This is a genomic window from Pseudomonas sp. TYF_14 (genome assembly GCF_043105275.1).
GTDB lineage: Bacteria > Pseudomonadota > Gammaproteobacteria > Pseudomonadales > Pseudomonadaceae > Aquipseudomonas > Aquipseudomonas alloputida.
In genome coordinates this window covers 1-14,524 of the sequence record NZ_JBICLK010000053.1, presented here as the reverse complement: position 1 = coordinate 14,524, position 14,524 = coordinate 1, and the positions used below count along the sequence as shown (strand labels likewise).

General features: G+C 52.5%; 10 protein-coding genes and 2 pseudogenes. 7 read left to right on the top strand and 5 right to left on the bottom strand.

Annotation, left to right across the window (positions count from 1 at the left end; all coding sequences use genetic code 11):
• Positions 1–757: alpha/beta hydrolase (locus tag ACF8O8_RS13675; RefSeq protein ID WP_392509845.1), on the top strand; the 757-nt coding region annotated here is incomplete at its 5' end.
• A gap of 32 nt (positions 758–789) precedes the next feature.
• On the opposite strand, the gene ACF8O8_RS13670 is transcribed toward ACF8O8_RS13675, so the two are convergent.
• Positions 790–1,779, bottom strand: coding sequence for an AraC family transcriptional regulator (locus tag ACF8O8_RS13670; RefSeq protein ID WP_392509844.1), 990 nt, complete (start codon positions 1,777–1,779; stop codon positions 790–792).
• Positions 1,780–2,138: 359 nt separating this feature from the next.
• Here ACF8O8_RS13670 and antA point away from each other — a divergent pair, with 359 nt between their 5' ends.
• The 6 genes and pseudogenes from antA to catA all read left to right on the top strand — a co-directional run bounded on the left by antA (position 2,139) and on the right by catA (position 7,557).
• A complete protein-coding gene (gene antA / locus ACF8O8_RS13665) occupies positions 2,139–3,542 on the top strand; it encodes an anthranilate 1,2-dioxygenase large subunit (RefSeq protein ID WP_392509843.1) in 1,404 nt (467 codons plus the stop codon).
• 1 nt (position 3,543) lies between these two features.
• On the top strand, positions 3,544–4,038 hold the full coding sequence (gene antB / locus ACF8O8_RS13660; RefSeq protein ID WP_392509842.1) for an anthranilate 1,2-dioxygenase small subunit: 495 nt from the start codon (positions 3,544–3,546) through the stop codon (positions 4,036–4,038).
• 15 nt (positions 4,039–4,053) lie between these two features.
• Complete coding sequence (gene antC, locus ACF8O8_RS13655) at positions 4,054–5,076, top strand: anthranilate 1,2-dioxygenase electron transfer component AntC (protein WP_392509841.1); 1,023 nt, start codon at positions 4,054–4,056, stop codon at positions 5,074–5,076.
• A 93-nt stretch (positions 5,077–5,169) separates the two neighbouring features.
• A pseudogene (locus ACF8O8_RS13650) lies at positions 5,170–6,290 on the top strand (muconate cycloisomerase family protein).
• A 15-nt stretch (positions 6,291–6,305) separates the two neighbouring features.
• Positions 6,306–6,596 (top strand): muconolactone Delta-isomerase, encoded by a 291-nt coding sequence (gene catC, locus ACF8O8_RS13645; RefSeq protein ID WP_392509840.1) that lies wholly within the window; start codon positions 6,306–6,308, stop codon positions 6,594–6,596.
• A gap of 40 nt (positions 6,597–6,636) precedes the next feature.
• The gene (gene catA, locus ACF8O8_RS13640; protein ID WP_392509839.1) at positions 6,637–7,557 is read left to right on the top strand and encodes a catechol 1,2-dioxygenase; all 921 of its coding nucleotides are present in this window, start codon (positions 6,637–6,639) and stop codon (positions 7,555–7,557) included.
• Positions 7,558–7,953: 396 nt separating this feature from the next.
• On the opposite strand, the gene ACF8O8_RS13635 is transcribed toward catA, so the two are convergent.
• The 4 genes and pseudogenes from ACF8O8_RS13635 to ACF8O8_RS13620 form a co-directional block, all read right to left on the bottom strand.
• Positions 7,954–9,285 (bottom strand): OprD family porin, encoded by a 1,332-nt coding sequence (locus tag ACF8O8_RS13635; protein ID WP_392509838.1) that lies wholly within the window; start codon positions 9,283–9,285, stop codon positions 7,954–7,956.
• Between the two features lie 98 nt (positions 9,286–9,383).
• Positions 9,384–10,316 (bottom strand): alpha/beta hydrolase, encoded by a 933-nt coding sequence (locus ACF8O8_RS13630; RefSeq protein ID WP_392509837.1) that lies wholly within the window; start codon positions 10,314–10,316, stop codon positions 9,384–9,386.
• Between the two features lie 101 nt (positions 10,317–10,417).
• Positions 10,418–11,806: an MFS transporter gene (locus ACF8O8_RS13625; protein WP_392509836.1), complete on the bottom strand. Its 1,389-nt coding sequence runs from the start codon at positions 11,804–11,806 to the stop codon at positions 10,418–10,420.
• Positions 11,807–14,173: 2,367 nt separating this feature from the next.
• A pseudogene (locus tag ACF8O8_RS13620) lies at positions 14,174–14,524 on the bottom strand (ATP-binding protein); the annotation flags it as partial.

Here is a 14,524-nt window from a genome sequence, read left to right as displayed (position 1 = left end):
CAAGAGTGACCAGGTCCGAGCAGAATACCCCCGCTTGACCATCCCATATGGAAGCAAGCCGTCAGAAAAAATGGACGTATTTGCTCCTGCTCAGACGAAGGATCTGCCGGTCATGATCTTCATTCACGGGGGGGCATGGAGACATCTCAGCAAGGAAGACTCAGCGGGGCCGGCTCCTAGCTTTGTGGATTCTGGGGTGATTTACGTGGCGCTCGACTTCGATGTAATTCCGAAAACCGATCTGCCAGGCATGGTGAGTCAATGCCGCGAAGCCATTAAGTATGTATCCGAACACGCTCGGGACTTTGGTGGTGATCCAGCGAAAATCTTCGTAAGCGGGCATTCCTCTGGTGGCCACCTCGCCGCGATGATGCTTACAACGGACTGGAAAGCCCAAGGAGCCCCGGCTGATGTGCTGAAAGGTGGGGTCGTCCTCAGCGGCATGGGTGATTTGAAAGGTCCGATGCTGTCTGCGCGAGGTGAGTACCTTAAGCTCAATAACAAGCAGATTTCCGAGTTCAGCCCTTTGGAGCATATGAGCCGCGTCAAAGTGCCTGTGATCGTAGGATGGGGCGGCGCTGAAAGCCCAGAGTTCGTAAGGCAAAATAAAGAAATGGCCGAAGCATTAGCGCACGAGAAAAAACTCTACTGGCAACATGAGTTCGCAAATGTTGACCATTACTCGGTCGTAAACGAGCTCAATGATCCAGCGAGCGCTTTATTCAAGAAGACGCTTGAACTGATAAAATCCCGATAGTTTTAGAGGTGCCTTCTTCACGCCGAAGGCACCTACCCACGTTTCGAGTTGCGTGACACAGTGGATCGAGGAGATTCCCCAAATAGACTTTTGTAGTCGGCTGCAAATCGCCCCAGATGGTTGAACCCCCAAGCCAGCGCTATATCTGCCACATTCCGATGGCTTTTGTCTTCCATTATCTCGCGGCGTGCCCCGAGAAGCCTGTATTGTTTTAAATACGCCATAGGCGACATGTCGAGATACTTGCCAAAACTTTCAAATAGTTTGTAGCGTGTCACTCCTGCCGCGTTTTCAATATCTTGAAGTCTGATTTCTAGCCGGGCATTGGTCTCAATGAAGTCCTTAGCCTTGACTAAATAATTTGGATATTTTTTGCCAAACTTGTTTTCAATTTCACGAGAGAAATTATTGGGTTGATTTAGGAGCAGTGAACGTATTAATACCGATGAAAAGCAACCTGACATGCCGGCCTGCGAATACAGAGAGCTATGTTCCTGCATCTCGTGAAACGTGTGTTTCACTAAACGCCACCAAGCGCCGGTATTACCATTGACGGCATCAATCGCGGGATTGAACCTCAATGGCTCGTGAATTGGGGCTCTAATAAGCTCTTGAAGTACGGCAAGCATGGCTTGTTTGGGAATAATTAACTGCATTTTTCGGCAGTCACCTCCAATCGTCAGCTCTTGATCATCGTCCGGTGAAACGATCACTCCTGTGTCGACATTGGAGAGTATCAAGCCATCTCGCTGCTTAAGCTCCTGCTCCCCGAAAAAAGGCAGGCTGATGCTGAAACACCCTAGAGACCTGTCCTTCACGATGGTGATCGTCGCATCCGTCCCGTACTCGATCATGCCCATGGTCAAGCTCTCAAGCCGACACGCAAGATGCCTAAAGCGAAGCTGGGGATCACGCACGCTCAATTGGTGCGGCCCGCAGATCTGGCTCATCCAGTTTTGAGCGGATGCCATGTCATGCAGGTCTGCATTCACGTCTGTATTATTGATATCCCACTGACTCATCGTAAGCACCCTCAACGCATTACAGCTGTTTTTCACTTCCAAGCAAAAACTATTCCCGACGCTCAACCTTATTATTTGGATACTCGAACCGAAATATTCGGACAGTCTTTTTTTTAAGTCAATCAGCGAACCGCTTGTTTCCGATGAAGTGTCGCACGCCTGCCTTCCTAATGGTGACACCTATTTTTTCGGGTTGTTACCAGAGCACCCAACCTTTTGCATTTAATTGATAATGATTATCGAAACCATTAGAGTGGAAAATATTAGGATCTTCTTTGGCAAAAATCTGGATAGACCGGTCTCTGTATCTAAACATTTAATGTATACGAATGCCCGTGCACCCTCCTATGGAGAACAGTATGATTAGCCAAAACAATATCAAACAATGGCAAGAATTCATTCAAAGTTGTGTTGATTTCCGTCCAGCTGAGGGAGTATTCCGCATCGCGCGGGATATGTTTACCGAGCCTCAGTTGTTCGATCTCGAAATGGAGCACATCTTTGAGAAGAAGTGGATCTACGCGTGTCACGAGAGCGAAATCGCGCAAAAACATGACTTCGTGACCGTTCGCATTGGTCGGCAGCCGTTGATCATCACCCGAGACGGTGAGGGTCGCCTGAACGCTTTGATCAATGCATGTCAGCACCGGGGGACGACTCTGACCCGGGTGGGTAAAGGCAATCAGTCGACGTTTACTTGCCCATTCCATGCCTGGTGCTACAAAAGCGATGGTCGTCTGGTCAAGGTCAAGGCGCCAAGCGAGTACCCGGCCGATTTCGATAAAGCTACACGCGGGTTGAAGAAAGCACGAATCGAAAGCTACAAAGGCTTTGTATTCGTCAGCCTGGACGTCGCTGGAGCCGACTCCCTGGAGGACTTCCTCGGTGACGCCAAAGTCTTCTTCGACATGATGGTTGCCCAGTCGCCGACCGGCGAGCTAGAGGTGCTGCCGGGTAAGTCCGCATACACCTACGAGGGTAACTGGAAGCTTCAGAATGAGAATGGTCTCGACGGTTATCATGTGTCGACTGTCCACTATAACTACGTGGCCACGGTCCAGCATCGGCAGCAGGTAAATACCTCCAAAGGTCTAAACGCCAGCGGCACTCTGGACTACAGCAAGTTGGGCGCTGGCGATCAGGACACTGATGACGGCTGGTTCGCGTTCGAGAACGGTCACAGTCTGCTTTTCAGTGACATGCCAAACCCAGCAGTTCGACCAGGGTATGCGTCCATCATGCCTCGCGTGGTTGGAGAGCACGGTCAGGAACGCGCTGAGTGGATGATGCACCGCCTGCGCAACTTGAACATTTACCCAAGCATGTTCTTCCTCGATCAGATCAGCTCCCAGCTCAGGATCATTCGACCGGTAGCCTGGAACAAAACCGAAATCCACAGCTTCTGCATTGGGGTCAAGGGGGAGTCAGACTCCGACCGTGAAAACCGCATCCGGCAGTTCGAGGATTTCTTCAACGTGTCCGGAATGGGCACACCGGATGATCTGGTGGAGTTCCGCGAGGCCCAACGAGGCTTCGAAGCAAGGCTTGAGCGCTGGAGCGATATTTCCCGCGGATACCAGGGCTGGAAGACCGGCTCCACCAAGAATTCAGAGGTCATCGGTATCAATCCAAAAATGACCGGCATCGAGTTCACGCACGAGGGCCTGTACGTCAACCAACACAGCTTCTGGCAGAAGTTCCTGCTGGAGGGCTTGGAAAAGCAGGCGAACGAGCAGGCTCCACTGAAATTGCGTGAGGTGTGATATGTCTTCCCATGAACTCCAATACAAAGTCGAACAGTTCTTTTATCAGCTCTCGGCCTTCTGTGACGCCCAAGACTGGGATGCCTACATCGACCTCTTCACCGAGGACAGCGAGTTTCACCTGCCGCAGTGGGACTCCGAGCACGTCTACACGACTGATCCAAAAAAAGGCATGTCGCTGATCTACTACTCCAATCGGGGCGGCCTGGAAGACCGCGTGTTCCGCATCCGTACTGGCAAAGCGGCGTCGACTATTCCCATGCCTCGTACTGCGCACATGATCAGCAACGTCCGCATTACCTCCGAAGCTACGGACCAGCTGCAGGTCAATCTGAACTGGCAAACGCTGTATCACCGGCTAGGCGTTGCAGAGTCGTTCTTCGGTCGAGCGACGTACACGCTCATTCCGACTGGGGACAGCTGGCGGATCCGCCGCAAGCATGTGGTTTTGCTTAACGACACCATTAACTCGGTCCTCGATTTCTACCATCTGTGATTAGCGAGAATTACCATGGCACATAAAATTGCCTTTAGCTTCTCAGATGGCAAGACGCTGTTCTGCTCGACGAATGGAAACGAGAGCGTGCTGGATGCCGCTCTTCGAAACGGGATCAAGATTCCCCTCGACTGTCGAGAAGGTGTATGTGGCACCTGCCAGGGTCGTTGCGACTCGGGTGTTTACACACAAGACTACGTCGATGAAGACACCCTGTCGGAAGCCGACCTCGCTGAGAGAAAAGTCCTGACTTGTCAGACGCGAATTCAAAGCGATGCTGCCTTTTCGTTCAACTTTGACTCAACGCTCTGTTCGGCCGCGGGCACGAAACTGGTGCAAGGAAACGTCTGTAAAATTGAGAAGATCTCGGCCGGAACCGCGATTTTGCATATCGATGCCTCAAGCGCAGGGCTCGATTTGGACTATCTACCTGGCCAGTACGCGCGAATACACGTACCTGGCACCGACGATTGGCGCTCCTATTCTTTCGCTTCTGCGTCAGGAAGCAACGTGCTGCAGTTTCTTGTTCGCCTTCTGCCCGATGGGGTAATGAGCAACTACCTGCGCGACCGATGCACGGTGGGCGATCAAATCGAATTTGAAGCGCCGCTGGGCACGTTCTATCTACGTCAGATTGACCGGCCACTAATAATGATTGCCGGCGGCACAGGCCTTTCCGCGTTTCTAGGCATGCTCGACTCCATTGCCGCGAAAAGGGCCGAGACCCCTCCCATCGAACTGTTCTACGGGGTTCGGCATGCAGCAGACATCTGCGAGGTGGAACGCCTCGAATCGTTCGCCGCCTCAATACCAGGTTTTAGCTTCCAGGTGATCGTTAGCGATCCCGAGCCTACGTGGACCGGGAAGATCGGCTACATCAGCGGGCATCTCGACACCAACAAGGTTCGGGACTACGCGCACGACATCTACATTTGTGGGCCACCCCCAATGGTGGAGTCAATCAAGGCCTGGCAAGTGGAGCACGACCTAAATACGTCCTCGCTCTATTTGGAAAAATTCACAGAGAGCAATACCTGACGCTCGGCACGCACCGGCAGGTGTGAGATAGCAGACCACGCATCTGCGATCTCTAGCTTGCTGGTGCTTCCATCTTTTTCTGAGGACATATAGATGAGTGCTATCACCATCGACTCCATCAGCGCGCTGATTGTCGACTTGCCGACCATCAGGCCTCACAAGCTGGCCATGCACACAATGCAGAACCAAACACTGGTAATTCTGCGGGTGCTCTGCAGCGACGGCGTAGAAGGTATTGGTGAAGCCACTACGATCGGAGGTCTCGCCTACGGCTACGAAAGCCCTGAAGGGATCAGAGCTAATGTAGAAGCCTACTTGGCGCCTGCTCTCATCGGCATGGCTGCCGGCAATATCAACGCCGCGATGCTCAAGCTCGATAAACTGGCGAAAGGCAATACATTCGCAAAGTCCGGCATCGAAAGCGCACTGCCGGATGCACAAGGGAAACGCCGGGACTGCCTGTCAGCGAATTGCTCGGTGGCCGAGTTCGCGACAGCCTTGAGGTGGCCTGGACCCTAGCGAGTGGGGATACCGCTCGGGACATTGCCGAAGCTGAGCACATGCTGGATATCCGCCGCCATCGCATTTTCAAATTAAAGATCGGTGCGAACCCGCTCGCACAGGATCTGCAACACGTCGTTGCGATCAAGCATGCACTCGGCGACCAAGCCAGCGTTCGAGTCGACGTGAACCAATATTGGGATGAATCCCAAGCAAACCATGCCTGCCAAGTCCTTGGTGAAAACGGCATCGACTTGATCGAACAGCCGATCTCTCGCATTAACCGTAGCGGCCAGGTCAGGCTGAATCAACGAAGCCCTGCGCCAATAATGGCCGACGAATCTATTGAAAGCGTTGAAGACGCTTTCAGCCTGGCTGCAGATGGAGCCGCCAGCGTCTTCGCGCTGAAAATCGCCAAAAACGGTGGTCCTCGTGCGGTTTTACGCACGGCTCAGATAGCTGAAGCCGCCGGGATCGCTCTTTATGGGGGAACCATGCTTGAAGGGACCATCGGAACGCTTGCTTCTGCTCACGCCTTCATCACGCTGCCCCAATTGACCTGGGGTACCGAGCTGTTTGGCCCGTTGTTGCTCACCGAAGAAATCGTGAACGAGGCACCACGGTTCCAGGACTTCCAATTGCACGTGCCAAACACTCCCGGATTGGGCATCACTCTGAACGAGCAACAAATTACGCGCTTCGCTCGGCGCTGATAACGGGAGATACCCATGCTTTTCCACGTAAAGATGACCGTAAAACTCCCCGCCGACATGCCGACGGCAACAGCTGCAAAACTCAAGGCCGACGAGAAGGAGCTTGCTGAGCAACTGCAGCGCTCCGGTACCTGGCGTCACTTGTGGCGTATCGCAGGGCACTACGCAAATTACAGCGTCTTTGATGTCCCGAGCGTCGAAGCGCTTCATGACACGCTGCTGCAGTTGCCGCTTTTTCCATACATGGAAATCGAGGTGAATGGGCTTTGCCGCCATCCGTCATCGATCCATTCCGACGACCGTTGAACTAAGCCCTCTGCACAAAAACAATTCGAGGTATGCCCCAATGACCGTGAAAGTTTCTCAAACTGCCGATGTTCAGAGCTTCTTCAAAGAGGCGGCCGGTTTCAACAATAACAGCGGTAGTCCGCGCCTGAAATCCATTGTCCTTCGGGTCCTGCAAGACACCGCAAAAATCGTCGAGGATCTACAAATCACCGAAAACGAGTTCTGGTTCGCTGTCGATTATCTAAACCGTCTTGGCGGACGAGGCGAAGCAGGTTTGTTGGTGGCTGGACTGGGGATCGAGCATTTCCTCGATCTTTTGCAGGACGCCAAGGACAATGAGATCGGGTTGTCGGGCGGCACGCCCCGGACTATCGAAGGCCCGCTGTACGTGGCCGGCGCTCCGGTACACAACGGCTTCGCACGAATGGACGATGGGACTGAGGAGGGTGCTGCGACCACAATGTTCCTAGAGGGCCAAGTGCTCGATCTGGAAGGTAATCCAGTTGCCGGCGCAACCGTTGACCTGTGGCATGCGAACACTCGCGGGACTTATTCCTTCTTTGACCAGAGCCAGTCTGAGTTCAACCTGCGCCGACGCATCATCACCGATGCCGATGGCCGCTATCGCGCACAGTCGATCGTTCCCTCTGGCTACGGATGCGATCCCAAAGGACCAACGCAAGAATGCCTCGACCTTCTTGGTCGTCATGGCCAACGTCCAGCACACATTCACTTCTTCATCTCAGCACCTGGCTACCGCCATCTCACCACCCAGATCAACTTGTCCGGTGACAAGTACCTCTGGGATGACTTTGCATACGCCACCCGGGATGGGCTGGTTGGTGAGGTGGTGTTCCGCGATGATGGCCAGCGTGATGTGACCGGTCGATACGCTGAACTGCAGTTCAATTTTCAGCTGCAACCGTCCGCAGATACGAGCGCCGAACAACGCAGTTCTCGACCGCGTGCTCTTCAGTGAATCATTGATGCCGTAGCTCTGAACCGTGGCCTGAGGGCCACGGTTTTTTTTTCCAACCTAAAAGCATGAACTCCATCCGTATCAGCCGTTCACAAGGTGTCGACTGAAGATGCAGTAACTTTAGCCGTATCTGATTACCCACGGTCGTGCATCGCGTGACTTTGATGGTCCGGCGACAGCGATGCTCTAGCGCAAGCGCATGAGCAGCCGTATCAAGCGCATGGGGTGGGACATAGGACCATCTTGCCAAATTCAAAGGTCGCCCGCTCTTCTCAGTTTGCCATTGGTCCAGTACATCTCATCTGTCGCCGCAACGTGACCAATATTTGGTAGGCGATATTCAGGATGAAAAAAGCCCCTCAGAGAGGGGCAAAAGCACCGCACGTGCTTAAACGGTTAGAAAATTTTGATAGGAAACTCGACGATGAGCCTCGTTTCGTCCAGGTCGCGCTCAAACTGATCACTATTAGCTCTGTGCGTGGCATGTCGAAGCCGAGTGGTGAGACCCTTCGCTTTTCCGCTCTGCACGACATACCGCAGTTCGAGGTCCGACTCCCAATGTTTCCCACTATCACCCCACTTACCAAAGTAGGGGCTGGATCTTTCCACATGAGTTCCGTCAACACCCCACCCATTGGTATAACGGGCAAGGAAGGTCATACCAGGCAAGCCCATGGCTACAAAATTATATTCGTAGCGAATCTGCTTTGATCGCTCATTGGGTCCGTTGAACTCTGCATAAAAGTTGGTTACGTTATTCAGGTATATTGACGTGGTTTGAAGGTTGTCATCCATTCCGAGATAGTCGTACGGTGTGTTGGCCGTATTTTCCTGCCAGCCTAAAGTGATCCTGTGTCCTTTGTAGGCATAACCGGCAGCGAATGAATAAATAAGACCATCAACATCACCAGCAATTTTCTTTCCGGCGGCTTCGGTGTAGTAACCACTAAGCTCAGTGAAAAAAGTGCTGGCCTCGTTTATCTTCCATGATCGCTTGAAATTTCCGTAATATTGATTCCAAAAGTCGCGCATGTTGATAGCGTAAAACGATGCGCTAACTGGATCGCTATTCCAGGTAAGCCCGCCGTAACCCGCAGACTTGACCTCTCGATTTGCGTAGAACGCTTTGATCTCACCCCTCTGGTTCGTCGAAGACCCAGAACTGCCTGAGGTAAAATATCCACCGTCGACGGTCAAATCCTTCACTTCTTTGCTTGTGAGCATGAAGCCATTGACCGTCTGCGGCAGGAGCCTAGTGCCATTCACGAAGGCAACCGGAACATTAGGAGACACACTGCCGTATCGAAGCTCCGTCTTAGACACCCTGGCCTTTATGGCCGCACCCGCTTCGGAGTAATCATCTTCGGCCCTTCCCTGACTGTCGATGGGGAGCAATCCCGTGCCGGTGCGGCCTTTGCCACTGTCCAGCTTCAGGCCGAGGTAAGCATGTGCGTCGATACCGAGTCCGATGAGCCCTGGGGTGAAACCTGAGGAGAAGTTTGCAATGAATCCTTGCGCCCATTCCTCACGATAACCATTGGGACTACTTCCGCGCCCGTTATTACCAGTACGAAAGTCTCTATTAAGGTAATAATTTCTTAACAATACATTCAAGCTGCTGTCTTGAATGAACCCACCAGCTTGCTCTCTACCTTCATCAGCCCATGAATTAGTTGAGGCGCCGAGAAGAACGAAGCTTGAAGCAACAAGGCAAGATCTCTTGAGCATAGTGATCCTTTAGAGCAGCATAGTAATGCTGCTCTTCATTTATTAGGGTTGAAAGTCACACTTATCTATTCGCTGCCCCTGGACAGGGCGCTGAACCCCTAATGGGTTTTGACTAGCTCAAGAGTTTTCTTGGAAAGTTCACTATCAGGGTCATTTAATAAATTGACCATGACAAAATGATCTGTGGCTGGGAACTCGTGCTCCCAATACAGTCGACCTTTTTTCTCGAACGCACTGGCCAGTTGCTTACCTTGACGAATGAATTCAGGGCTTTCGTTCGCGCCCCACGCGATAAGCACAGGAGCGTCAGCTTGCGCCATGTGATTGATCGGGCTGAGCTGCTGGATTTGTTGGTTGCTCAGCTTCAGGTAACTCCCCCGCGCCGATTGCATGGGAGGATGCAAGTCCCCCATGCCACTGATCACGACACCGCCTTTGAGTATGTGGCGGGGTGCGCCGAGAGCATTCCATTCAGTGGTCAGAAGAACCGCCGCCAGATGCCCACCGGACGAATGGCCACTGATATAAATCTTGTCCGGGTCGCCGCCAAAGGCCTTCGCATTTTTGTTCACCCAAATTACTGCGCGGCGAACTTGGTCTACCATTCCAGAGAGATCAGTATCAGGGATAAGGTCGAAGCCGACCGCCACATAAATTACGCCCGCGTCGACAAACGTTTTCACAGGCCCCGCAGAATCGTCTTTACTCCCCGACTTCCAGGCCCCGCCATGAATGAAAAGCATTATTGGAAGGTCTTTGGCCTGCTTAGGAGCGTATACGTCGAGCTTTTCCTTTACCGCTTCGCCGTAGGCGAAAGTCCGAGGCTGATAGAGTTTTCTTACCTCAACGCTGGCGTCATGGTAGCCAGCAATCGTTTCTTTGAAATTCGGGGCCCAAACGGCTTGATTATAGGCATTGTCCAGCTGGTCTTTGGGTAGGTCGCGATACTCATAAGTCTGCGCCATCACCTGGAAACTGATGAGCGCGAGGGCGCAGAAAGCGATGTTTTTCATCATGCATGCGTTAGACATTGAAGTCTCCGATTATGTTTATTTTAGTTTTCGGCAGTAATTCGCATCCATACGCGTCGACTCAGTTTACTCCTGAGGCGGTTTTCCTAAACGTCTAATTTTTATGTTGCTCTAGGCTCTGCGGCTTGCTTCTCGGACAAACCAGACTCAGCAATAGCTGAGGTGCCCCCGGCCGATCGAGCGTAACTAGCGCTCTTGCTGTGATTGATCAGAGCTACCGCCAGTGCAGCGAAGACACCAGGGACGGCGATAGCCAGGAAGTTTCCTTGCAGGCCCATGGACATGGACATCAGCAACCCAATGAGAATTGGAGCTATGATCGCGCCCAGCCGGCCCATGCCCAGCATCCAGCCTACGCCAGCCGCGCGGACTGCTGCAGGGTAAAAAAGACCCGCATATGCACATCCCAAGATCTGCGATCCAATTGTCGTGGCCCCTGCGCAAACCACGAGGATGTAACGCAGCCATGTAGGGACGTCGGTAGCCAGCAAAGCAAGAGAGGCAGCGGCTAGCAGATACATCGTGATCAGTACGACCTTGATACGGTACCTGTCTCCCAGCATGCCCCCAATGACAGAGCCAATGACCCCTCCCACATTCAGCAGCAACACAAATGTCATGGCGGAGGCACCGCTGTAGCCTGCGTTGGCCATCAGTTTGGTCAGCCAAGAGCTCAATGCGTAGACCATGAACAAGCACATGAAGCACTGTACCCAGAACATCACCGTACTGAGCTTTCGTCCACTACCCAAGATCTGCTTCAGAGGGGCATCGCTCCGCGTCTCTACAACAGGGGCCACGAACACATCGCCAGGCTGGCATGTGTAAGAGGGGGACAGCTTCGAGGCAAGCTTCGCCAGCTCGGCATGGCGGTCTTTTTTGATGAGATAAGGGATAGACTCCGGAATAGCTTTCAGCAGGAACGGAACGAGCAATACCGGCAGTCCTGCAGCGATGAAAACTGAGGGCCATCCGTGATTTTCAATCAACTGCTTGCCCGACACTGCCGCAATCACACCGCCTACCGCGTACCCCAGGAACATGATCGTGACCATTGTCGCCCGACGTTTCTTCGGTGAAATCTCAGTCATGACGGCTACAACGTTAGGCATGACACCGCCAATTCCCACCCCTGCGATGAAGCGCGTCGCTGCAAACTCCCATGCCGAGGTGGTTAGTCCGGTTAAAGCGGTGAACACGCTGAAAAGGGCAACACAGAAGACTATCGACTTTGTGCGGCCGATCCGCTCGGAAAGGGTACCCAAGATAAGGTTGCCGAAAAGCATCCCAAATAGCGCGGCACTGACGAGAATACCCGCCTCCGTAGGAGCCAGATCCATCGAGTGCATAATTGATGGTAGTGCGATACCGGCGATTGCGAGATCGTAACCATCGATGGCAATGATCAAAAAACACCAACATAGGATGGCAAGATGAGGGCGGCCAAACTCAGCGTTTTCGGCCAAGGAGATACAGTCGATCTGTCGCATTTTAGTCCCATTCGATGAATAAATGAGGCATAAAAACTGGATTCAAAACTCTACGACCCAGTTGGTATGTTTTTTGTTTTAGTTGTCTGATACCGCGTTACGCAAAACGACACTGGCCTTTATTCTTTTCAGGCACAGATATACCTAGGCTTAAGCGAGCCTACTCCCTGTAGAGCTAACCCCTCCGCTGATTCAGCCATAATGTACAAACTGTTCAGCTACGCCACGGCGCAATTGAGCGCTGTGATACCAATTAAAATGGATACTCGACTAGCGGTCTATCCGTTTTGTGAGCAAACAAAATCCGGAAAATCGCAGCTAGGATGCACGACGCTGACTGCCTTCGTATCAGATGCAAACGCCAAGGATTAGCGACGAAATTTCTCTGGCGCGCAACGCGCCCTGCATGACGCACCACTAAAACCCCGCCGTGCGGCGGGGTCCTTAAGCAGTACAGCATAGAGGTCGATGTGATCGCGGAACCAGGTCCAGACCGGGTATACATTCATCAACTTGGCGATGAAATCAGCCACGTTGACAACCTCGACCACGCGTTTCAGTGTAGTTTTCATGCAACGGCATGGATGGGTTGGCCCTCAGCGACTGATCCCGCGTCATCAGCGGCTGCGGTTGAGCAACCAGCGCCAGATATCAGGTGTAGAAAAAGCCCCCAAAGGTGCTTCATCGGAAGGTTCGAGGAGTAGTCGCAGCGATCCTTTAACTCCCAGCCTTGAGACCTTGGGTTCAGAATCCGACCGGCTATGCCCGTCGTCACTACTTCAGAGAAACCAGCTTTCTCTGCTGCCAAATTGCGGGGAGGCTTGTGCTGTTGCCCAGTCCCGTCGGATGCGCAGTTGCAGCCCTCGAACGAAGACTTATTCAGGATGACACGCATGTCAATCAACAGTGGATGAGTGGGCGTGCTCTCGCACGTAGGCGACTGCTTGCTCCGACGACCCCATCTATGGCCTCTTAAGGGGTAAAGGTTCTGCCTTTGTAGGACTGGATTTTTGCGATGCTCTGCTCGGCTCGTGTAAACCACTTTTTCCACTGTTAACCACTGTGGTTTACAGTGAAAAAAAGTGGTTTACACGAGCATCCTGCCGTTATGGCTTGTAGGGCCCAAAATCGCACAGTAGAGCCTGCGCTCTCGCAGGGCTGCTGTCATTCAGTTCGAAGGTAGACAATGGCTTTCGACTCGCGCATTCCGAGAGAAAAGCGCCTCCAAGCCCTCTCGGCTATCCGTGATGGGGCCGAGTTTTGAAGATGGCTTTGCAGTGGCGAATCAACTGAAGACCGCCATCACGGACCCAGCAACCTGGCCGGAGCTACTCACCGTTTATCTACCTCGTTATCCTCCGCTCAGGGGCTTTTGACTAAGGTTTTTTCAAAAAGATGAACCATCAAGCGAGGACCGGAAAATACTATTAGGGCCAAGATCTCTGCTTTGCGGACAGCGCTCACGGAAGCTACGCGCCCGTTTATGCTGCGGCTCCGATTCGAGATTAGTTACGACAAAGGCCAACTCGGTGGGGGAGTGCGCAGGCCTTGCACCTCTTGTCCAAATAGCAACAGCACTTGGGAAAGGTAGTCTAGCGCTTAGTAGGAATGGATGGTTCTCTCTTTTTTGGATGTTGCGTATGTGCGTCAGTTTAATCGATTTATAAGGGTGTCGCGCCGCCGCAGCGAGCCCTGTATTGCAAGTTAATATCAAATCAAATGCTCTTTTTTCCGAAGGGCTTGGCTTCAAACCCATTGAGTTCAAGGTGCATAAGCTTGTGATTTGGTTAAATTTGCCTGTTAGTAGGCGAGTTAGAAAACGCTGTGAGGGTGAAAAGTAATGGCGGATCACTTCGGAGCAAGGGATGTACAAGGTTCGTTGGCTGTGCTTGTATTGTAGGTAATTAATTGAATCCAGGAATGTAAGGTGTGGATTTTCCGATTTAGAAAGATATTTCAGTAGTTTCTCCGGAGACATCGTGTGTTTGCTCAATATGAGTTTGCAGTGTTGCGCTAGTATGTCACCTACATGATAAGCAGAGATTCCGAGATCAAGTCTAAAGCCTCGGGACCATATAGACCCTGCAGTAAGGTATTTCAAGCTTCCTACTGGGGCGTAGAAATTCTTAAATTTTCTTTTTTTGCGTTGTTGAAAATATGTCGGCGGGGAGCAGCAATAGATCTCTGCCACCAAATTGGAAAGAGATTCATCAAATATCAGGTTTCTTGTTCCGATAATCTCCCAAATCCTAGAATCTTTGGCCAATGGTTCGATAAAAATCGTATTCATAATTAGACGCAGTTATCACCGAAAAATAGAATTTATCATTTTTCGATGTAAATAATCACTTATCGATGGGTTTTACAGCCACCGACCAGCGCCGGGCCGGACGCAGAGTGATGGGGGTGGCGAAAGGGTCGCTGTGGCCAGCTGTTCAGCGGCGCTTTCCCGCTGACCGACTGGATTGCCGCCACTTCCAGCGCTTCGTGCTCGTCCAGCGGTGGCAGCAGCCCGGGAAGGCGGCTGGCGAGCAAGGTCTTGCCGGTGCCGGGCGGCCCGGTGAACAGCAGGTTGTGCGCCTCGGCCGCAGCCAGCAGCAAGGCGCGCTTGGCTGCCAGTTGGCCCTGCACTTCGCTCAAATCCGGGTAGGGGCGTTGCTGCAGGATCAGGCCGTTGGCAGCGTAGGGCGGCAGCGGCACCTGGCCGTTCAGGTGGGC

Bases quoted from the DNA above. Each gene is read 5' to 3' on its own strand.
- ACF8O8_RS13670 (WP_392509844.1), bottom strand. From the start codon at position 1,779: ATGAGTCAGTGGGATATCAATAATACAGACGTGAATGCAGACCTGCAT.
- antA (WP_392509843.1), top strand. From the start codon at position 2,139: ATGATTAGCCAAAACAATATCAAACAATGGCAAGAATTCATTCAAAGT.
- antB (WP_392509842.1), top strand. From the start codon at position 3,544: ATGTCTTCCCATGAACTCCAATACAAAGTCGAACAGTTCTTTTATCAG.
- antC (WP_392509841.1), top strand. From the start codon at position 4,054: ATGGCACATAAAATTGCCTTTAGCTTCTCAGATGGCAAGACGCTGTTC.
- catC (WP_392509840.1), top strand. From the start codon at position 6,306: ATGCTTTTCCACGTAAAGATGACCGTAAAACTCCCCGCCGACATGCCG.
- catA (WP_392509839.1), top strand. From the start codon at position 6,637: ATGACCGTGAAAGTTTCTCAAACTGCCGATGTTCAGAGCTTCTTCAAA.
- ACF8O8_RS13635 (WP_392509838.1), bottom strand. From the start codon at position 9,285: ATGCTCAAGAGATCTTGCCTTGTTGCTTCAAGCTTCGTTCTTCTCGGC.
- ACF8O8_RS13630 (WP_392509837.1), bottom strand. From the start codon at position 10,316: ATGTCTAACGCATGCATGATGAAAAACATCGCTTTCTGCGCCCTCGCG.
- ACF8O8_RS13625 (WP_392509836.1), bottom strand. From the start codon at position 11,806: ATGCGACAGATCGACTGTATCTCCTTGGCCGAAAACGCTGAGTTTGGC.